This is a genomic window from Pseudomonas sp. G.S.17 (genome assembly GCF_038096165.1).
Lineage (GTDB): Bacteria > Pseudomonadota > Gammaproteobacteria > Pseudomonadales > Pseudomonadaceae > Aquipseudomonas.
In genome coordinates, this window is sequence record NZ_CP151076.1 from 2,260,782 (window position 1) to 2,280,547 (window position 19,766).

The 19,766-nt window shown below is 58.6% G+C and carries 17 protein-coding genes and 1 pseudogene; 8 read left to right on the forward strand and 10 right to left on the reverse strand.

What is annotated here, in order from left to right:
- Positions 1-331: 331 nt before the first annotated feature.
- On the forward strand, positions 332-2,599 hold the full coding sequence (katG, locus tag AABC73_RS10415; RefSeq protein ID WP_341523499.1) for a catalase/peroxidase HPI: 2,268 nt from the start codon (positions 332-334) through the stop codon (positions 2,597-2,599).
- Between the two features lie 106 nt (positions 2,600-2,705).
- Here the strand turns inward: katG and AABC73_RS10420 are convergent, their stop codons facing one another.
- The gene (locus AABC73_RS10420; protein ID WP_065834366.1) at positions 2,706-2,972 is read right to left on the reverse strand and encodes a DUF2790 domain-containing protein; all 267 of its coding nucleotides are present in this window, start codon (positions 2,970-2,972) and stop codon (positions 2,706-2,708) included.
- A gap of 199 nt (positions 2,973-3,171) precedes the next feature.
- Between AABC73_RS10420 and AABC73_RS10425 the strand changes: the two genes are divergently transcribed.
- Positions 3,172-3,654 carry an OsmC family protein gene (locus AABC73_RS10425; protein WP_341523500.1) on the forward strand — a complete coding sequence of 161 codons (483 nt, stop codon included), beginning with the start codon at positions 3,172-3,174 and terminating at the stop codon, positions 3,652-3,654.
- A 240-nt stretch (positions 3,655-3,894) separates the two neighbouring features.
- Here AABC73_RS10425 and AABC73_RS10430 read toward each other — a convergent pair whose 3' ends face one another.
- Together AABC73_RS10430 and AABC73_RS10435 are read right to left on the reverse strand one after the other, a co-directional pair.
- Positions 3,895-4,962, reverse strand: coding sequence for an IS630 family transposase (locus AABC73_RS10430; protein ID WP_034136202.1), 1,068 nt, complete (start codon positions 4,960-4,962; stop codon positions 3,895-3,897).
- Between the two features lie 283 nt (positions 4,963-5,245).
- Positions 5,246-5,983, reverse strand: a pseudogene (locus tag AABC73_RS10435) (SPFH domain-containing protein); the annotation flags it as partial.
- Between the two features lie 308 nt (positions 5,984-6,291).
- On the opposite strand from AABC73_RS10435, the gene AABC73_RS10440 reads away from it, so the two are divergent.
- Positions 6,292-6,882, forward strand: a complete 591-nt coding sequence (locus tag AABC73_RS10440) for a flavin reductase family protein (RefSeq protein WP_341523501.1) — start codon at positions 6,292-6,294, stop codon at positions 6,880-6,882.
- Here the strand turns inward: AABC73_RS10440 and AABC73_RS10445 are convergent.
- Positions 6,831-7,850, reverse strand: a complete 1,020-nt coding sequence (locus AABC73_RS10445) for a fatty acid desaturase (RefSeq protein ID WP_341523502.1) — start codon at positions 7,848-7,850, stop codon at positions 6,831-6,833. The genes AABC73_RS10440 and AABC73_RS10445 overlap by 52 nt on opposite strands.
- A 397-nt stretch (positions 7,851-8,247) precedes the next feature.
- On the opposite strand from AABC73_RS10445, the gene AABC73_RS10450 reads away from it, so the two are divergent.
- The gene (locus tag AABC73_RS10450) at positions 8,248-8,478 is read left to right on the forward strand and encodes a DUF2934 domain-containing protein (RefSeq protein ID WP_341523503.1); all 231 of its coding nucleotides are present in this window, start codon (positions 8,248-8,250) and stop codon (positions 8,476-8,478) included.
- Positions 8,479-8,501: 23 nt separating this feature from the next.
- On the opposite strand, the gene AABC73_RS10455 is transcribed toward AABC73_RS10450, so the two are convergent.
- Positions 8,502-8,789, reverse strand: coding sequence for a hypothetical protein (locus AABC73_RS10455; protein WP_341523504.1), 288 nt, complete (start codon positions 8,787-8,789; stop codon positions 8,502-8,504).
- Positions 8,790-8,992: 203 nt separating this feature from the next.
- Positions 8,993-11,074, reverse strand: a complete 2,082-nt coding sequence (locus tag AABC73_RS10460) for a TonB-dependent siderophore receptor (protein WP_341524209.1) — start codon at positions 11,072-11,074, stop codon at positions 8,993-8,995.
- A gap of 247 nt (positions 11,075-11,321) precedes the next feature.
- Here AABC73_RS10460 and AABC73_RS10465 point away from each other — a divergent pair, with 247 nt between their 5' ends.
- On the forward strand, positions 11,322-12,215 hold the full coding sequence (locus AABC73_RS10465) for a LysR substrate-binding domain-containing protein (protein ID WP_341523505.1): 894 nt from the start codon (positions 11,322-11,324) through the stop codon (positions 12,213-12,215).
- Positions 12,216-12,537: 322 nt separating this feature from the next.
- Here AABC73_RS10465 and AABC73_RS10470 read toward each other — a convergent pair whose 3' ends face one another.
- A complete protein-coding gene (locus AABC73_RS10470; protein WP_341523506.1) occupies positions 12,538-13,464 on the reverse strand; it encodes a universal stress protein in 927 nt (308 codons plus the stop codon).
- Between the two features lie 283 nt (positions 13,465-13,747).
- Here AABC73_RS10470 and AABC73_RS10475 point away from each other — a divergent pair, with 283 nt between their 5' ends.
- Entirely contained in the window at positions 13,748-14,986 is a 1,239-nt protein-coding gene (locus AABC73_RS10475; protein WP_341523507.1) for a DUF4010 domain-containing protein, read from the forward strand.
- A 103-nt stretch (positions 14,987-15,089) separates the two neighbouring features.
- Positions 15,090-16,013, forward strand: coding sequence for a universal stress protein (locus AABC73_RS10480; RefSeq protein ID WP_341523508.1), 924 nt, complete (start codon positions 15,090-15,092; stop codon positions 16,011-16,013).
- A gap of 58 nt (positions 16,014-16,071) precedes the next feature.
- On the opposite strand, the gene AABC73_RS10485 is transcribed toward AABC73_RS10480, so the two are convergent.
- Positions 16,072-16,635: a GNAT family N-acetyltransferase gene (locus AABC73_RS10485; protein ID WP_341523509.1), complete on the reverse strand. Its 564-nt coding sequence runs from the start codon at positions 16,633-16,635 to the stop codon at positions 16,072-16,074.
- A gap of 122 nt (positions 16,636-16,757) precedes the next feature.
- The gene (locus AABC73_RS10490) at positions 16,758-17,498 is read right to left on the reverse strand and encodes a cyclic nucleotide-binding domain-containing protein (RefSeq protein ID WP_341524210.1); all 741 of its coding nucleotides are present in this window, start codon (positions 17,496-17,498) and stop codon (positions 16,758-16,760) included.
- Between the two features lie 189 nt (positions 17,499-17,687).
- On the opposite strand from AABC73_RS10490, the gene AABC73_RS10495 reads away from it, so the two are divergent.
- Positions 17,688-18,596 (forward strand): universal stress protein, encoded by a 909-nt coding sequence (locus AABC73_RS10495; protein ID WP_341524212.1) that lies wholly within the window; start codon positions 17,688-17,690, stop codon positions 18,594-18,596.
- A 75-nt stretch (positions 18,597-18,671) separates the two neighbouring features.
- On the opposite strand, the gene AABC73_RS10500 is transcribed toward AABC73_RS10495, so the two are convergent.
- Positions 18,672-19,739, reverse strand: coding sequence for an ArsO family NAD(P)H-dependent flavin-containing monooxygenase (locus AABC73_RS10500; protein WP_341523510.1), 1,068 nt, complete (start codon positions 19,737-19,739; stop codon positions 18,672-18,674).
- Positions 19,740-19,766: the final 27 nt, after the last annotated feature.

Genomic DNA, 19,766 nt, shown 5'->3' on the forward strand with positions numbered 1-19,766 from the left:
GGCTGAATGCGAGGTTAGCTAACAGAGTTTGACTATCAACAATTAATGCTCCGTCTATTAGAAACCTTCACAGGAGGCGACTAGGCTTGATCTACCGTTGGCGCAGGTCAACGGTTGACCTGATAGCAGGAGAGAGGCATGAGCCAGGCGCCTGCTCTGCCACTGTGGACCGCCCTGTAGGCAAGCTGATTGCCGATATCAGGAATTATCGTGTGGACACAACGGTAGAAAAACCAGCAGCTGGTCCCGTGCCATTGATTCTATTCATCTGTACCCCGTCGCTCAGACCGGCGCGGGCAATTGGATGAACACGACCAAAGGTAGCTCGCACATGGCAAATGAATCGAAATGTCCGTTCAGTCAGGCGGCTGGCAGTGGCACCACGAATCGCGACTGGTGGCCGAATCAACTGAACCTGAAAATTCTTCACCAGCACTCGTCCTTGTCCGATCCCATGGACGAGAACTTCAACTACGCCGAGGCGTACAAGAGCCTCGACCTGGCAGCGGTCAAGCAGGACCTCCACGCGCTGATGACCGAGTCCCAGGACTGGTGGCCAGCGGACTTTGGGCATTACGGGCCGCTGTTCATTCGCATGGCCTGGCACAGCGCAGGTACCTATCGCACCGGTGATGGTCGCGGCGGTGCCGGTGCTGGTCAGCAGCGTTTTGCACCACTCAACAGTTGGCCGGATAACGTCAGCCTCGACAAGGCGCGCCGACTGATCTGGCCGGTCAAGCAGAAGTACGGGCGGAAAATTTCCTGGGCCGACCTGATCGTGCTCACCGGTAACGTCGCGCTGGAATCCATGGGCTTCAAGACTTTCGGTTTTTCGGGCGGTCGTCCGGACGTCTGGGAACCTGATGAAGACGTATATTGGGGCTCGGAAAAAACCTGGCTGGGCGGTGATACCCGTTACGGCAAGGAAGCCCAGCCGCCGGGAGAAGGCGTGCTGGTGGCCGAAGCGGATAAGCATGGCACCGAAGAAAGTCGCACCGACAATCAGGGCCGCAACCTGGAGAACCCTCTCGCGGCCGTGCAAATGGGCCTGATCTACGTCAACCCTGAAGGCCCGGAAGGCAATCCGGATCCGGTGGCATCGGCAAAAGATATCCGCGAAACATTCGGTCGCATGGCGATGAATGACGAAGAAACCGTCGCACTGATTGCCGGTGGACACGCCTTCGGCAAGACCCACGGCGCCGGACCTGCTGACAACGTCGGTGCTGAACCGGAAGCCGCTGGCCTGGAACAACAGGGCCTGGGCTGGAAGAACAGTTTTGGCACAGGCAAGGGTCCCGACGCCATTACCAGCGGTCTTGAAGTGACCTGGACTTCAACGCCGACCCAGTGGAGCAATCAATACCTGGAAAACCTGTTCGGCTTTGAATGGGAGCTGACCAAGAGTCCGGCTGGCGCCAATCAATGGCGACCCAAGGATGGCGCGGGTGCCGATACCGTGCCGGATGCCCATGACCCGTCCAAGCGCCGCGCACCGTCAATGCTGACCTCGGACCTGGCCCTGCGCTTCGATCCGATCTATGAAAAAATCTCCCGGCGCTTCCTTGAAAACCCCGATCAGTTGAGCGATGCGTTCGCCCGCGCCTGGTTCAAACTGACCCACCGCGACATGGGGCCGCTGTCGCGCTACCTCGGCCCGGAAATGCCCGCCGAAGAGTTGCTCTGGCAAGACCCGATTCCAGCGGTCGACCATGCGCTGGTCAATGAAGCCGACATTGCCGCGCTCAAAAGCAAGCTACAGGCCAGCGGTTTGTCGGTTGCGCAACTGGTCTCCACCGCCTGGGCGGCTGCTTCCACCTTCCGTGGCTCAGACAAGCGTGGTGGTGCCAATGGCGGGCGCCTGCGTCTGGCACCGCAGAAGTTCTGGCAGGCCAATCAGCCGGAACAACTGGCGAGCGTGCTGGAAACCCTGGAAGGCATTCAGGCCGAATTCAATCAGGCGCAGTTTGGCGGCAAGAAGATCTCGCTCGCCGACCTGATCGTCCTGGGCGGCTGTGCCGGCATCGAACAGGCGGCCAAAAATGCCGGACAAACCCTGACTGTGCCGTTTGCACCGGGACGCATGGACGCTTCCCAGGAGCAGACAGATGTTGACTCGTTCGGCTTCCTCGAGCCCGCTGCCGATGGCTTCCGTAACTACGCCAAAGGCCGCTACAGCCTTTCGGCCGAGGCGTTGCTGATCGATAAGGCTCAACTGCTGACGCTCACCGCACCGGAAATGACCGTGCTGCTCGGCGGCCTGCGGGTGTTGAATACCAATTACAAACAAAGCCCCCAGGGCGTTTTCACCAGTCGACCGGAAGCGTTGACCAATGACTTCTTCATCAATCTGCTGGATATGAGCACCGAGTGGAAGCCTGTTTCCGATGCAGCGGAGGAGTTTGAAGGACGCGATCGCAAAACCGGTCAGGTGAAGTGGACAGGCACGCGGGTAGACCTGGTCTTCGGTTCCCACGCGCAGCTGCGGGCGCTGGCTGAAGTCTATGCCAGCTCGGACGCTCAGGAGAAGTTCGTCAAAGACTTCGTGGCTGCCTGGGATAAGGTGATGAATCTGGATCGCTTTGATCTGAAGGTGTGATAAATGAATCAGGCAGCTTCGTGGAGGCGAGGCTGCCGGTGATTATCAAGCTGGACGAGGCAGCGACAAGTAGGGTTCGCTGCTGCCTCGGGGTCGTGAATCACGATCAGCTGTCCTGGTCGCTGTAGGCTTCAGTGGTGTATTCGAGGTTGTGGATGACACCCTTGTGATCGGTGTACACCATGTGCGACTCAACAGTGCCGCGGATCGGGTTGACGTTTTCAGCGGTGGTGATGCTGATGACTTTGTTGATATCCAGGGGTTCAGAGTAGGTGTACTGCTCAACCTCGGCGGCTGAAACGTTAGTGACATTGTCTTTGGCCGACGCGAATACGCTGACCATCATGAGTGCGGCGAACAGTGGAGTTTTCATGGTGTATTCCTTTAAGTTGATAGTGGTTGAAAGCAACGTTTCATTTCGTTTGCTTCTGGCACCGATTCTGTTCGCCTTCAGGGTTTTGCAGAAATAGTAACGAGCAATACCTGGCATCAGTCGCGCTGATAGACAGTGGGTGCCCGCGCAATAGCGCCGCTTTTTAACGGACTTTTCGAAAACTTTTCTGGAGGGAGCAATGGCAGGTAAAACGCACGCGTACGAAGTCCAGGTAACCTGGGCCGGCAACGAGGGAACGGGAACGTCGTCTTATCGAGGTTACAGCCGGGCGCACGTAATCACGGCCAAGGGAAAAGTACCCATCGAGGGGTCATCCGATCCGTCATTTCGAGGAGACCCAACACGCTGGAACCCGGAAGAATTGCTCTTGGCGTCTTTATCTGCGTGCCATAAGCTTTGGTATCTCGGCCTTTGTGCTGAGGCCGGGATCGTTGTGCTGGCCTACGAGGACAACGCTCAAGGAACCATGGTCGAGGAGGGCGACGGCGCAGGTCAGTTCACTTCGGCGGTTTTGCGGCCGAAGGTGATTCTCGCAGCAGGGTCTGAAATCACCAAAGCTCAGGCGCTGCATAAAACAGCTCATGAAAAATGCTTCATTGCTCGTTCGGTAAACTTTCCAGTCAGCCACGCACCCGAACTATCGATAAGCCCAGACGGTTAATTAACTGAATAGGGTGTCCGCGTAGTCGGGCACCCTCTCATAGTGGGTAATGCGCTGTACCTGGGCGAGAGCTGCTTGCATCCCGGGAGGATATCGGTCCAGACGTTACACCAGAAAGTTGCTGCCATTCGACACAAAGGTTTCCTGGCTTAAGCATATATCTATGCTTGCCGACAGTTCCTTCATTCATCGCGAATGACCAAATATGCAGCTAGTGTGCTGTCTCAAAAATAAAGCTCCTCATGCCTGTGAGGCCATTGCCTCACGGGCTCGCTGTATCTTGTTCAAAATATCTTCCCCCTTGGCGTTCCAGACATAGCGAGTCGGCTGCGCATTTCGCAGTGCTAGGAACGTGGTGATCGAGCTTTCCAGTTCGCGAACCGAGCTGAAACTGCCGTCACGCAGGTACACCGTGATATCGCGAAAGAAGCGCTCAACCATGTTCATCCACGAGCTGGAGGTCGGGGTGAAGTGCATGTGGAAGCGCTTGTGCTTCTCAAGCCATGCCTTCACTTTCGGGTGTTTATGCGTGGCGTAGTTGTCCACGATCAGATGCAATTGGAGCTGTTTGGGCGTTTCTCGATTGATCTTCTTGAGAAACTCCAGCCATTCCTGATGCCGGTGTTGGCGCTCTATGGAACTGATCAAGCGCCCCTGAAGATAATCCAGCGCAGTGAACAAGGTGACGGTGCCATGGCGGACATAATCGTGCGATTGCGTACGGATATGACCGATCCCCAAAGGCAGTCCAGGCTGGGTACGCTCCAGAGCCTGAACCTGGCTTTTTTCATCGCAACAAAGCACCAATGCCTTATCCGGCGGATCCAGATACAGCCCGATGACGTCCCAGAACTTCTCTTCGAAGTTTGGATCTTTGGACAGTTTGAAGGTACGTGTCAGGTGCGGTTTTATATCGTTGGCGGCCCATATGCGCTGGACGCTGGCCGGTGAAATGCCGGCGACTCGCGCCATGCTTCGACAGCTCCAGCGAGGCTGACCGATACGCGGCTGAGTGACCTGCTCAAGTGTTCGTTTCAACGCTTCGGCCGATAGGGATGGCTTGCGACCTCGTCCGGGCAGATCCACTAGGCCTTGTAGACGCAGCTCTTGAAAGCGCTTGCACCAGCGGGTGACTGAAACAACGGAGAGACCTGTCAACTGGGCAATCTCGTTACGAGAACAACCTCGAGCGGCTAGCAAAATCACCCGTGCCCGACGACCGTCGCGCTGACTGATCGTGGCTGATCTTATGCGCCGACTCAGTTCAATTTGTTCGTCTTCACTGAGCACGATGTCCTGAGAGTTCATGTGATCACTCCAAGCACTGACTGACCACAGAAGCATAGCTCAGGTTAGAAACTTATTTCAGAGACGGCACACTAGACAAACAATTCCGACTCCGACAAAAAGAATGACTCCTCGCTCGAAGCGGTTAACTTATTTCGACCAGCGGTGTGTTAGCTTTTCCCGGACCTGCCAAATCCGGGGTTGATATGAGTGAAGACAAATTCGCCCAACTGGATTGAAGTCCAGCTGGACGAGTTTGATGAGGGGCCTGAACTCAGGTGATTCGAAGATAGAATTCGAACAACTACTTATTCAATTTCAAGTCTAGTGCCATGTCCCGTGCGGCCTTGGTGGCAAGGACCCCCATAAGCTGGCTGATTTCGTCCTGACGTCCCGTGGAGCCTGACTGTCCTGCTCCCATTGTGACACTGGGGACTGGGGCTTGAGCCGCAGCCTGAGCCCATGCTTTGTTGATTTCAATGAGCGCATCGAGTTTGGCTTGTAAAGCACCGTCGGCTTTGATTGTCGCTTCGCGGGCGTGGGCTTCGGCATCTGCAGTAATTTTGGTGGCGGCTGCTGTCGTAGTTGCCTTGTCGCGCAATAATTCAGCGGTTTGTTTTTCGATTTCTGCACGGCGACGTTCTCGCTCGGCATTGATCACTGCCAGTTGCTTCTCGGTTTCTGCCTGTGTTGTTCGCTCTATTTGGTCGCGGAGTGTTTCCTGGCGCTTGGCTTCTACCTCTTTCTCCCCGCGCGCGGTGACGAGCCGCTTTTCTTCCTCCTCCTTCAAGCGACTTTGCCGGGCTACAGCAAGCTCGGCCAGCGCTTGTTGTACCTTGACCATGCGTTGTTTGTATTGCGGGTTTGGATCAATGTTCGTGATTCGGGCCTCAACGACTTCCACGCCAAATTTCCGAAATTGCTGCTGTTTACGGATCGGGATGTTCTTGCTGTCTGTGACTTTTTCGGTGATGAACTGGCTGCTGGTATTGGTACCAAAACTGCCCTGTTCGGTTCCTGCCTGGAGATCAGCATTTTCATGTCCTTATTTGATAAGGTCATATGGTTTCAATCATGCAAAGAAGATGCTGTAAGAAAATTCTGAATTGTTTGTGAGGAGGTACTATTTCTGCAATATCCCCATTCGGAGTTTGCCATGGATCTCTACACCAATACCGCACAGCGTACGAAGCCTCCATGTTGCGCAAACAGTTAGGCCCGAACGAACTGCGCAACTGAAAGGGCCGCGATCCCTGAGTCGCCTGGCCCTTGTCTGCTTTGCGCGCTTTCGACATGCTTGGCGACTACCGACGGCTCAACGCCGTCTGCTTGTCCTGCAGGAGAAGTTGCTTGAACAGTCACATCGCTCCGGTCGATCTCGCCAAGGCGTATCGACTTCTCAATCACGGCCCGACCGTTCTAGTGTCTGCTGCCCATGACGGCGGTGTCGACGTGATGGCCGCCGCGTGGGCCTGTGCCCTGGATTTCATGCCGCCAAAGCTGACCGTGGTGCTGGATAAAGCCACCAGGACCCGGGAACTCGTCGAGCGCAGCGGCACGTTCGTTATTCAGGTGCCCACCGTGGCGCAGTTGCAGTTGACCCATCGAGTGGGCACAACCAGCCTGAATGACGATCCGCAAAAACTGGCTCATGCAGGCGTGGAGTGGGTTGATCTGGTGGGGCAGGACGTGCCTTGCGTAGCCGGATGTTCCGGCTGGCTGGTCTGCAAGCTGATTCCTGAGCCGCACAATCAGCAGGCTTACGATCTGTTTATCGGTGAAGTGGTTGGCGCCTGGTCCGACACTCGCGTGTTCAGCAATGGGCATTGGCACTTTGAACACGCCGATCCGGCCTTGCGCAGCCTGCACTACATCGCTGGCGGGCATTTTTATGCGATTGGCGAAGTGCTCAATGTCGAGTCGGCTAGCGAGAGTGAATGACGATACGGCGTGACATCCGTTGTGGAGGCTGAATGCCAGGGATGCTGCGGGCTATCGATGGGTCGCAAGCCGTGGCGCTGGAACAGTTCGCCATAGCCGTTGACCAGAAACTGCCCACTGCGATGCAACCACTCCTCGCGGCGCTCGGTGTAGACCTTGGGCAGCAAATACCAGGGCAGGCCGGGCAGATCATGATGGACCAGATGCAAATTCAGGTTCAGGAACAGCCAGCGCCACGGCCAGCCCGCCTCGTTGATCACCGAACGTTGTTCCGGTGCCTGGGCCGGGCGGTGTTCGTAGTAGGAACGCACCATGGATAACCCCAGGGCGAGCACGCTGGAGAGCAGATAACCGAGTATTGGCAGCTCACCATGCAGGTTGACGAACGCCAGCACCGCGACCACACAAATGCCATGGCTGAGCCACATCAGCCAGGCTTGCAGCACGCCACGCCGCAGCCTTGAAGACTCTTCGACAATCAGACCGGCCAGCGCCAGCGCGGGACCCACCAGCAGGCGCCCGAACAAGGTTTTATTCAGCCAGTGCACCGCGCGCCACAAGACCCCGCTGCGCTGCCAGGCCTGGGCGTCGAGGTAGCGACTTTCCGGGTCCCTCTGTGGCCGGGTCAATTCCTCGTCGCGATGGTGCAGCAGATGGCTGTCGCGATACAGGGTGTAGGGATACCAGATTGCCAGTGGCGCATAACCCAAGAGTTTATTCAGCCAGCGCCAGGGGGAAGGGTGGCCATGCAGCAACTCATGCTGCAACGACATCCAGAAGGTGATGACCGGAATCAACAGCAGCAGTGTCAGAGTCTGGCCCAATAGCGGTGCGTAATGAATCAGGCTGAACCATGCCGAATATGTGCCGAGCAACAGCAGCCAGGTGGGCCAGTCGCTGCGGGCAGTCCAGGAGGCTTGCAGCTCAAGGATGTGGGCGCGGTGTGCGGCGTCGAAGTAGTTAGACATAGGGCAAGTGACCAGATTCTCGGCATTCGGGATGACGTGGCGGCCAGTGGTCTGGTAGACGCACCCTATCAAGCTTTGTTATGCGTGAATAATCACTTACCCATAGCTTTATATAACTATTTAGAATTAATGCGCGTGCCTTCACGGGCGGAAGGAGCGGTACCGCTCGCCAAACCGGACTGAACTCGGAAGAAAAGGCCGGGGTCTACCGTGTCCACTTATCGTTTGGGACAGCCCAGATGTCCGAACCATCGACCGGCAGCTCCGGCAAATTGTTTCCGTTAGGGAGATCGAGCCTGTGACGCGTATTGTTTCGATCGTGAACTGGCGTAACGTTGGCCGGAGTGCTCACGCCAAGGCCGGCGATGTCACACGATCCTATTGGAGAACACAGCACATGAACGTCGACGAAGAAACCGTACGTCAGCTGGCGACAATGATCTGGGAAACCGAGGGTAAACCCGAGGGCCATCACGAGCGCCACTGGCAGATGGCGACCAAACTGGCCGAATCAGTGGCCATGACGCCATCGCGCAGTGTCGACAGGGCTGCCGTCGAGGCGTTGTTGCCCGACCCGGATCAGCCGGACCGCGATCAGTCTGAAACGCCGGGCCCCGAACGAAGCTGACGTTGCGACGGCGAAGCGTCTGATCAGTGAACGGCGGTGGACGCGGTCACGGCAAGCATCATCGCTGCGGGTGCGAAAGCCTGTTCCATTTTGGCAATGCCTTTGACCCAGAAGCGCCGGTGAGTCGTCTGGTCGGGTGCCAGCATGGGCTGGGAAGACCATTGATGCTGGCGCTTGGACTCCTCGCGGTAGGCCTTCCACTCCATCGCTTCAGCGGTCTCTTTCGCCGCTCGTTCGTCGTCGAACCAGCCATGAATGTAGACTTCGCCTTGGTCGCGACCGTGCTCAACCAGCAAAAAAATAGTGTCCATTGAATGCCTGTCTGTCATCAAAGCTGCGCAGGTGATTCCTGCGCTCTACAACTTGTATCGGCAGGTGCAGCCAGACTTTAACGCGGCGTGACCGGAAAACTGCAAAAAGGTTCACGGGCGCAGCAAATCTTTCGAGGAGGGCGAGGCAGGGCTGTCGCAAGGATCCTGGCAGCAGCAGATGCTTGCGACTGACCCTGTGCGGTCTAGAACGTCACGCTTGCCGAAAGACGTGCGGTTCGCGGTTCACCGACATTGACTTGCAGTTGGCCGCTTCCGGTATTTGACGGGTAGTAGTGCTTGTCGAACAGGTTGTCGACGTTGAACTGCAGGCGCGTCTTGTAGCCTTGGGTGGGCAGGTCCCAACGCAGGAACGCGTCGGCAACGGTGTAGCTGTCCATCCAGAAACTGTTGTCGTTGTCTCCCGGACGCTTGCCTACATAACGGGCGCCGCTGCCGGCGTGCCACTGACCGGTGGTTTCCGGGAAGGCGAGATGGTGAGTCAGGTACAGGCTGGCGGTGTGCATCGGTGCGTTATTGAGGCGATTACCTTCGTCGTCCGGATCGTCAAGAGTCTCGGTATGGGTGTAAGCGTAGGTGCCGATCACGTCCCAGCGCGGCGCGATTTGCCCGGTAACGTCCAGTTCCAGCCCACGGGATCCCACCTTGCCTGCCGCCTCAGCGACGCTCACGCCATTGATCGTCGAGGTGGTCACGACGTTTTTCTTGACGATGTCGAACAGCGCCAGGTTGATGTTCAGCGCTTGTGACGGGTTGTACTTGGCACCGATTTCATAGCTGCGACCTTCCTCTGGATCGAAGGTATTGCCGACGTCGTCCACCGTGTCGTTGGGGACGAAAGAGCGGCTGTAGTTGCCATACAGCGACAGCGCTTCCGTGGGCTGATAGACCAGTCCGGCAAATGGAATGAACGTATCGCCGTTGTCGTCGCGGTTGAGCTGGTAAGACTTGCCCAGGCCCTGATCGCCGTACTGGTCGTAATGCTGCTGGCGACCGCCGAGGACCAGAATCCACTGCTGGTTCAAGTGCCAGTTATCCTTGAAATACACCGAAGTGGACGTCAGCTCGTTGCGCGCATTGCTCTGCGTCGCACTGACCACACTCGGTTCGGCCAGCTTGCCGTACTGCGGATCGTAGATGTTTATGTTCTGGGTGACCGTGTTGCGGTAGGTCTTGCCGCGATACTTGTCCGAGGCTTCGTTGTCGATGCCCACGAGCAGGTCATGCCGCTGACCGAACAACTGCTGTTCCCCTATGAAGTCCAGCGCGCTGTAGCGGCTTTCATAGTCGTAGTGGCCACCATTGGCCTGGCGGGTCAGCGTGCCATTACTGAGTCTGGTCGGTTGGGCGATCGCGAGACTGTAACGGTCGTTGTTCCAGCCATAGGTTGCCCGGGTTTTCCAGGTGTCACTGAGCTGGTACTCGAACCGCGCCGTGGCGGTCTCGCTGATGCCGACGGTTTTCGCCCAGCTCTCGTCCAGGCGTTTGCTGTAACTGCCCGCTGCCGGACTGCCGTTGCTGAACACCGTACCGCGGTCGAACGGGCTGGAATAATCGTTGTATTCATAAGCCAGGGTCATGCTCGCGCGATCGCCAACCCAGCTCAGCGAAGGGGCGACCAGCGTATTTTCGTTGGTGCCGTAATTGCGCCAGTAGTCTTCATTGCCGCGCTCGGCCACCAACCGGTACGCCAGCCCGGTATCACCCAGAGGACCGGTCGTGTCCAGGCCGAAAGTCCCGCCGCCTTCGCTGAAGGCCGAGCCCGAAAGCGTGGTTTGTTGGGTGAACTGCGGCTGCTTGCTGATGATGTTGATCATGCCGCCCGGTTCCGCCGCACCGTAGAGCAGGGCTGCCGGACCTTTAAGTACTTCAATGTGGTCAGTGGTGGCGCCGACGTTATGGCCCACGACCGAGCGAATGCCGTCGCGCAGGATCGACCCGTCGTCGTTTGAACCGAAGCCGCGCTTGATCACGGCGTCCTTGCTGTTGCCCAGGGTGTTGGTTTCCGACACGCCGCTGACGAATTTCATCGCGTCGTTCAGTGACTTGATCTGATAGTCATCCAGTGTCTGTTGAGTCACTGAATTCACCGTCTGGGCTTCATCCTTGACCGGCACTTCGGATTTGCTCGCGGTGCTGGTGGTCGCCCGGGTATAACCGGCGCTTTGCGATTCGCCCGTGGCCTGAATGTCAGTAGCGCCCAATTCGGTAACCGAATCGTCCGCGTTGGAAAGCGTGGGCAGCAGAACACAACCTAGGGCAAGCATGGCGCAGCGATAAGAACGCGGTCGGGTGAGCACTGAATTCATTCCGTAAAAATATGTAAATGAGAATGTTTATTATTACTTTGTGGCTGGGGGTAAGCCAAGACATATCTGCCAACTCCGGGACTGTATCAACTTGCATACATTCATATGGAGGGCTTGGGCTGTTGCTTTTGTGCAGGTCCGAGATGGCAACTTCGGAAACATTTAATTAAAGTTGCGCCTCATTGTTTCCATTTCAGGGACGGTCATGGATCGTATTGAATGCATGCGCACCTTCGTCACCACCGTTGGCGAAAACGGCTTCGCTGCTGCGGCCCGAGCGCTGGCGGTGCCGCGATCCAAGGTCAGCAAACAGATTCAGGCGCTGGAAGAAGCCATCGGCGTCCAGTTGCTGCAACGCACCACGCGCAGCCTGCATCTGACCGAGGCGGGTGCGGAATACTACGAGGCGTGTCGTGAAGTGCTGGCTTCGGTGGATGAAGCGGAGCAGCGCGCCCGCACGGGGCTTGGTGAAATACGCGGTGTGTTACGGGTCAACGCGCCGATGTCTTTCGGCTTGCGTCGACTCGGGCCGTTGATCCCCAAATTCTACGCACTGCATCCCAGGGTGGAATTGCAGCTGGTGTTCAGCGATCAGCAGGTCGACCCGGTCAAGGGTGGCTTCGACGTCACGATCCGTATTGCCAGCCTGGCCGACTCTTCATTGGTGGCGCGGCATCTGGCGCCTGCGCCCCGGGTTCTGGTCGCGGCACCGGCCTATCTGGCTCGTGAAGGTACGCCGCAAGTCCCACGGGATCTGGCGGCGCATAAATGTCTGAACTACGGCTATTTGCAAAGCGGCGTCAGTCTGCAACTGAGCAACGGCAAGGAAACCCAGAAAGTCCACGTCACCGGCCCGCTGCACGCCAACAACGGCGACCTGTTGGCGCAAGCGGCGGAGGCGGGGATGGGCATCGCGTTGCTACCGACCTTCATCGTCGAGCAATCGATTGCCGAAGGGCGCCTGGTGCCGGTGATGTGCGACTGGCAGGCCCCGCCGATTTCCATCAACGCGGTTTACCCCTCGGCGCGCCGGGTACCGATGAAAACCCGCGCGTTCCTGGATTTTCTGACCCAGGAATTAAAGGAACTGGATCGGTAGGATCGCGGCCTTGTGGGAGCTTACGAGCCTCAGTGTGTGAAAGCACCGAAGATTTTCATCGCCGCCGCTTGGTATGGGCAACGGAAAAGCTGGTACGACTTGGAAAGCCTATGACGCGCTCTGCAATATACAGATCAGTCTCGATCAGACCACCAGTTGGTTGACCGTTGCCTAATTGCATGGACTTGGCCACCCATTTGTATTTCCACTGACCAGTCAATCGCATCCGTGCTGACCAACCGTTTGCATTCGATTTGACCAGCACACGCCGTAGTGACGACCGGCAGAGAACGCCCCACTTTTCCTGTCTAGCGTTCGCGGATCAATCCTCCAGCACTTCCGGCGACACCACCCAAACGCTGCAGGGCATTTTGTACAGCAAATGTTCCACGGTGCTGCCCACCAATCGCCCGACGCCGCGATGGCCGACGCGGCCCATGACGATCACATCGATACTGTAGGCATCGGCATAACTGGCCAGAACCTTGGCCGGATTGCCCATGACCATGTGGCGTTGTTCCGGCGGGATGCCGTTGCGTTCGGCGAGGTCGTTGAAGGCCTGGCTCTGGGCGTCGAACAGGGTTTTGGCATTGCCGGAGTAGAAGTAGGCCGAGGCATTGTCGAAGCCGAATTCATCGGCGCCGATTGAGGACAGGTCATGGGCGTAAATCACGTCAACTTGGGCGTTGCACGAGGTGGCCAGTTTCACCGCCTCGCGCAAGATCCGGTCGTTGAAGCCCTTGTACTGGCCATCGTGATGGAAGGGGTCGACCGCCGCGACGATCCTTCGCGGCAAGGCGTGTTGCACATGGCTCACAAAGTGCAGCGGTACCGGGCATTCGCGCAGCAGGTGGATGTCCAGCGGGGTGAACATCAGCCGCGAGAGCAGCGATTCGTGTTCCAGCGGTTTGATCAGCACGGCCATGGGCTGTTCTTTGAGGTGAATCAGGATTTCCTGCAACGGCTTTTCGACCCAGACCACTTCGGTGGTGACGGTCACGCCGATTTTGCGCAACGGCCGGGCTTGTTCCTCCAGCCACTGGCGATGGCGCTCGACGTAGCCCAGGCGCATCTGCTCCAGCGCTTGTTCGTTGACCATCCCGGCGGTGGCCAGGCCTTCCAGATAATCGAAGGCGACGATGTGCAACGCGGCGCCTTCAGCCTTGGCCAGGGCGGCGGCCCTATCGAACGCGGGGCTGTTTTGCATCAGGGGTGAAGCGACCAGCATGAAACGGGCTTGCTCAGGCATGGAAATCTCCCTTGGGTCATCACACAAACGCTGGCTCGACACGGCCGCGTGAGGCTGTTGGCGGTGACATCTGAGGCCGATGCTGGCGCTGAATGGCATGGGCGGCTTGATCTGCATCAAACAGGCGCATGACGGCATTTGCCGCGCCGACGTGTGGTCGCCGGGGGGGGGGCACGAATGTTCATTGGGTTGATCGTGATCAAACGATCCTTGAGCCGGTCGGTGCAGACTGGTATGCATCAGCCCAGCGACCCAAGGCACGGCTCACCCGGACGAAAATCTTATGAATGACATGCTCGGCATGGCGGGTGCAGCGGCTGCGCTGGGGATCGGTCTGCTCATCGGGCTTGAGCGCGAGCGGCACAAGGGGAGCGGGGACAGTCGTGCCTGCGCCGGTTTGCGGACGTTCGCGATTACGGCGTTGCTGGGTAATGTGGCGATGCAGGTCGGTGGCGCGCTGCTGTTGGGGATCATGGCGTTCAGTGTGGCGTTGCTGGTCACCGTGGCGTACTGGCGCAGCTTGCGCGACGACCCGGGCGTGACCAGTGAAGTGGCGTTGTTCACGGTGCTGTTGCTAGGGGCGTTGTGCGGCAGCGCGCCTGAGCTGGCCATTGCCATTGGCGTGGTCATCGCCGGGTTGCTGAGCTACCGCGAGAAACTGCATCACTTCGCCCGCAGCCAGTTGACCGAGGCCGAAATGCGCGACGGGCTGGTGTTGTTGATCGTCGCACTGGTGGTGTTGCCCTTGGCCCCGGACCGTTTCATCGGCCCCTATGCCGCGATCAACCTACGGACCATTTGCACGCTTTCCGCATTACTGATGGCGGTGGGGGCCTTGGGGCATATTGCGGTTCGTACGTTGGGCACCCGTTACGGCTATGCGATCAGTGCCATCGCATCCGGGTTTGCTTCCAGCACCGTGACCATCGCCACCATGGGGCACCTTGTCAGCGAGGAGCCCGACAACGTCAAAACCCTGGCCGCCGCGGCGATCCTATCCAATTTGGCGACGATTATTCAGGTCGGTCTGATCCTGGGGGCCGTCGATACCGCGCTGTTGAATCAGATGTGGGGGCCGCTGGTGTGCGGTGTGGCCGCTACGGCGTTGTATGGCCTGTGCCTGATGTTTCTCAAGCCGGCGACCGCTGCGCGTCAGCCGATCAAGGTCGGTGGCGCGTTTAACCTCAAACTGGCCTTGGTCGTCACGTTGGCCATGACCGGCATCACCCTGGCGTCGGCGATCATGCTGCACTTCTTTGGTGAAGTGGGACTGATGTTGACGGCGACCTTCACCGGTTTCGCCGACGCTCATTCTTCGACGGCGTCGATTGCCGCCTTGGCCAAATCCGGTCAATTGCCGCTCAGCGCCCTGGCTGGTCCGGCGCTGATTGCGGTCAGCAGCAACTCCGTGAGCAAATGCCTGGTGGCTTGGGTCAGTGGCGGGCGGCGGTTCGCCGCGTATGTGATTCCCGGTCAGGTCGGGATGACGTTGGCGATGTGGGTCGGCACGTCGCTGCATTGAAACGCGTGATGCCCTGTCACTGACAAAGATCAAGTCGCCCGGCGCTGGAGCGCTCAATCTGGACCTCTACTCATGTCCCGATGGCCGTGTGCCGAGGTGCCCCATGTCGCAAATTCAGCGTTTACTGCTAATCGCACCACCCGCCATGACCCGCACCCCGGCGTTTGACCGGGCGGCGGCGCTGGCCCTGGCAATGAAATTGCCGCTGCACATCGTGGCGTTCGATTATTCCCAGGCCCTGGCCGTGGCTGGCCTGTTCGCCCCGGAACAAATCAACCTGGCCCGTGAAGGCTATTTGCAGACCCATCGGCAATGGCTCGCGGCACAAGCCGGGTTGATGAGCCAGCACGGGGTCGACGCCACTAGTGAAGTGGTCTGGGTGCAGCATCCTTATAAAGAGATCGTGCATTTCGTCAACGAGATGTCGCTGGCGCTGATCATCAAGGATGCCCAGGAAGAGTCCGCGTTGAAACGGGTGTTCTTCACGCCGCTGGACTGGCAGTTGCTGCGCGATTGCCCGGTGCCAGTGCATTTGGTCACGAACGCTCTTAACCCGCGGCCGCGCCATGTGCTGGCGATTGTCGATGTGCTGCGCAGCGAAGATCAGGACCTGGTGTTCAACGACCAGATCATCGACGCTGCGGTGAAGCTGGCCTCACGATGTGAGGCCACGATTGAATTAGTGCATGTGTATGACTGGACGGCCGTTTACACCCAAGACATGGGCATGGGCGCGCTGCCGCTGGCCACCGGGCTTTATGAGGCGTTAGGTTCTGCGCAACGCGAGGTGTTTGCCGCGCTGGCCGAACGGCATGGCGTACCGCCGGATCGTCGGCACTTTATCGAGGGGGCGCCGCCGGCGGCTATCTGTGATTTTGCTGCTGAGCACCGGACTGACGTGATTGTCATGGGCACCATGCAGAACAGCGGGCTGGATAAACGCTTGGGCACCACCGCCGAACAGCTTTTACACCGGGCGCCGTGCAGTGTGTTGGCGATCAAACCACGGCAGACGTTGCAATCCTGAATGACGGGTTGCAGCAGTTCGCGACGAACCGTTGGCCGGTGCGTCGCGATGCCGCGCTTTACAGGTACAGCCGATGGATGACTTGAGTGCTGTCATCGGGGTCTTTGTGCGTCTCGAAACTTAAGGCTTTGGCCAGGTCGTGCATCGGGGTATTGCTCGCAGCGTCCACCGAATACATCTGGCGAAAGCCGTTCTGGCGAGCTGAGTTGATCAAATGCTCCGTCAATGCCGTGCCCAATCCCAGGTGCGCCCATTCATCGGCGACGGTCACGGCGATTTCACATTCATGTTCAGCAGTGGCGGCGTAGCGGCTGATGCCGATTTCGACCAGTTGCCCGTTTTCGTGTTTCAGCGCGATATAAGCGGTGCGCTGCTTGTTGTCGGTGTCCATCAACTGGTCGAGCAGGGCGGTGCCGGGTTCACTGATCTGTGACAGAAAACGCATGTGCCGGGACTCGGGAGACAGGCGCTTGATAAACGGGTATTCACGCTCGCGGTCTTTTTCCGACAGGGGCCGGATCAACACGTGCCGGCCGTCCTTGAGCGCTTCGATCCAGTGCTTACCTGTGACGGCGGCATAGGTTGCTACAGCCCGATCATTGTGGTCTTTGACGGTGAGCATGGGGTGATCCTCAATCCAGTTCGAAAGGTTGTCGCGTGGGGGGTAGCCACACGGTTCATTCCTTTCTAAGCCGTTGCTGGCGCATGAATCTGATCTGGATCAGACACCCAGGTACGGAATCATTACAGTGGGCGATGACAGCCCGCGACGAGTTGCTTGAGGCCTTCCATGTCCTGGATGTTGACGTTACGTCCCGCGATCGCGACCAGTCCCCGGTCCCGCAGATGCGCAATGCCTCGGCAGATGGTTTCCAGGCGCAGCCCCAGATAGGAGCCGATTTCTTCGCGGCGCATTTTCAGCACGAAGTCGTTGGGCGAATAACCTCGTATGTACAAACGCTGCGACAGGTTCAAGAGAAAAGCACCCAGCCGCTCATCGGAGTTCATGTTGCCGAGCATCAGCAGCATGTCGTGATCGCGCACGATTTCCCGGCTCAGTATCTTGTTCAGGTTGTGTTGCAGTGATGGCAGCTCTTGAGCGAGTTTTTCCAGGTGCGCGAAGTGGACAGGGCAGACTTCACTGTCCTCCAAGGCAAAGGCATTGCAGGCGTGCAGATCTGTGCTGATGGCGTCCAGGCCGAGGATTTCGCCAGGTATCTGGAACCCGGTGACTTGTTCGCGGCCATCGACCGACAGCACGCTGGTTTTGAACGAGCCGATTCGCACCGCGTAGAGCGAGCGCAATGGATCACCCGCGCGGTAGAGGGTGGCACCTTTTTTGACCTTCAAGCGTTGTACGATCAGCGTGTCCAGCCGTTGGACCTCCGGACCGGTCAGGCCAATGGGCAGGCACAACTCCAAAACGCTGCAACTGGAACACGCAGCCTTGAGGTGTTGAAGTTGCAGTGGTCGTGTTTCCGGCATGAGAAATGACGCCATAGCGAGTGTATCCAGCATAGGTGCCAGGCACTGCGGCGCACTGTTTATTCCGGGGTTTGCCGGGTTAATCGACCAGCGGGGAAAGGTCTCTGCCCGGACCGGTTATTCATTGACAAAGATCAGAGCCTTCAGCGCCTCACGCCAGATACTTGAGCCACCAGGACGAGGCCCATGATGCTGAAACTCAAACGGATTCTATTGATCGCCCCTCACGACATGATCCACACCGCGGCGTTTGATCGGGCACAGGCATTGGCCAGTGCAAACGGTGCGTTGTTGCACATCGTCGCCTTCGAGTTCGTCCCTGCGCTGGCGATGGCCGGTCTGTTTGACCCTGGCGCGATGGCCCAGGCACGCGAGGGCTACTTGCAGGTGCATCGTCACTGGCTGGAGCAGCAGGCCCGGTTTCAACGGTGTGCGGGGTTGCGGGTCACCACTGAAGTAGTGTGGGCCACGCCGAGCCTGGCGCATGTGCTTGAGTATGTGAATGACTTTCATGCCGACCTGGTGATCAAGGACACCCACCATGTACCAGCGCTCGATCGTGCGTTCCATCGCCCGTTGGACTGGCTGTTGCTGCGCGACTGCCCCGCAGCCTTGCACCTCGTGACGGAGGCCAGACACCCGAGGCCGCTTAAGGTACTCGCCGCCATCGACCTCTCGCATCTGGAGGAACTGACCCAAGGGCTCAATGACCGGATCCTTAACCTGGCGTCGACGCTGGCGGCCTCGTGTGGCGCGGTGTTGCAGGTGCTCAATGTCAGTCACTGGTCGGTCGTGGGCGACGCGCCGAGAAGTCTGCCGACCCTGGCGCTGGACGCGAGTTTGAGAGACGCAGTCAACGATGCCCAGGAAGAGGCGTTTGATGTGCTCGCCGACCGTTACGGGGTCGAGAAAAGGCATCGACACCTGCTGACCGGCATTCCCCACGCCGTGATCGGCCAGTTCGCCCAAGAGCATGACGTCGACATCGTGGTGCTAGGCACGGCCTGTCACCACGGGTTTGACCGGTTCACCGGCAGTACCGCCGAGAGTGTATTAAACCGGGCACCGTGCAGTTTGATGATCGTCAAGCCAACGTGAGCAACGAAGTACCGTGCGTGGCTTGCTAGCCTTCAGTGCATCGCCGCCCCGAAGGCTTGGAGATAAACCCTCGATTCAGTGCTCCGTTAAATACCGCTCGATTTCCTCAACGGTGCTGCGTGCCGTGCGGGTGACGCCGATCAGCGTTGCGGAGGCGGCGCCCGTCCAGTCGCCATAGCCCACCAACCACAAACGCAGCTCCTGCGTTGAACGCGTGCCTTCGACAGCCACGCGTCCGTCGGTGGTGCACACGCCCAGTGATTCCAGATAGCCGAGGGCCGGGCGGAAACCGGTGCACCATATCACCACATCGACCGGCGTTTGCGAGCCATCGGCCCACGCCACGCCGGTTTGGGTGAAACGCTCGAACGGCCGAACCGCCTGTAACACACCGCGCTCCCGGGCTTCGATGACGGGCGGCACCATCACGATATCGCCCAAACCACCGACCGGTTGTTCAATGACGATGCCCGCGAGCTGGGCTTTCCAGCGTTCGGTGGCGCGTTCGAAGAGTACCCGGCCGTCAACGTCATCGGCGAGAAACTGCGGCGGATCCGGGGTGACCCATACGGTATCGGCCACTTTGGAGACTTCCGCCAGGACCTGGGCGCCGGAGTTGCCACCGCCCACCACCAGGACTTTTTTCCCGGCAAACGGGGTGGCGTCGACATAGTGCGCCGAATGCAATTGCTGGCCAGTGAAGGTTGCACTGCCGGGGTAGTGCGGCAGGAAGGGATGGCGCCAGGTGCCGGTCGCGCTGACCACCGCCCGGGCCAGCCAACTGCGACCCCGAGCCTTGACGTGCAGGCGCTCGTCCCAGCGTTCAATCGCGCTCACCCAATAGGGCCGCTCAGTCGGGAACTGGTAGCGTTGTTCGTACTGGCTCAGGTAATTGAGCACGTGGTCGCGGCTTGGGTATCCGTCCGTAACCGGCGGCATCATCCAGCCGGCGATGGAGCTCCAGGTGGAGGGTGAAAACAGTCGCAGTGACTTCCAGCCGTGGCGCCAGGCGCCACCCGGCGCGTCCTCGGCGTCGATGATCACAAAGGAGCGCCCGGTTCGGCGCAGGAAGTAAGCCACGGCCAGTGCAGACTGGCCGCCACCGATAATCGCGACATCCACTTCGGTGCGGGTAGACGGCATGGCCAAGCCTCAGGTCTTTGAGAGTTG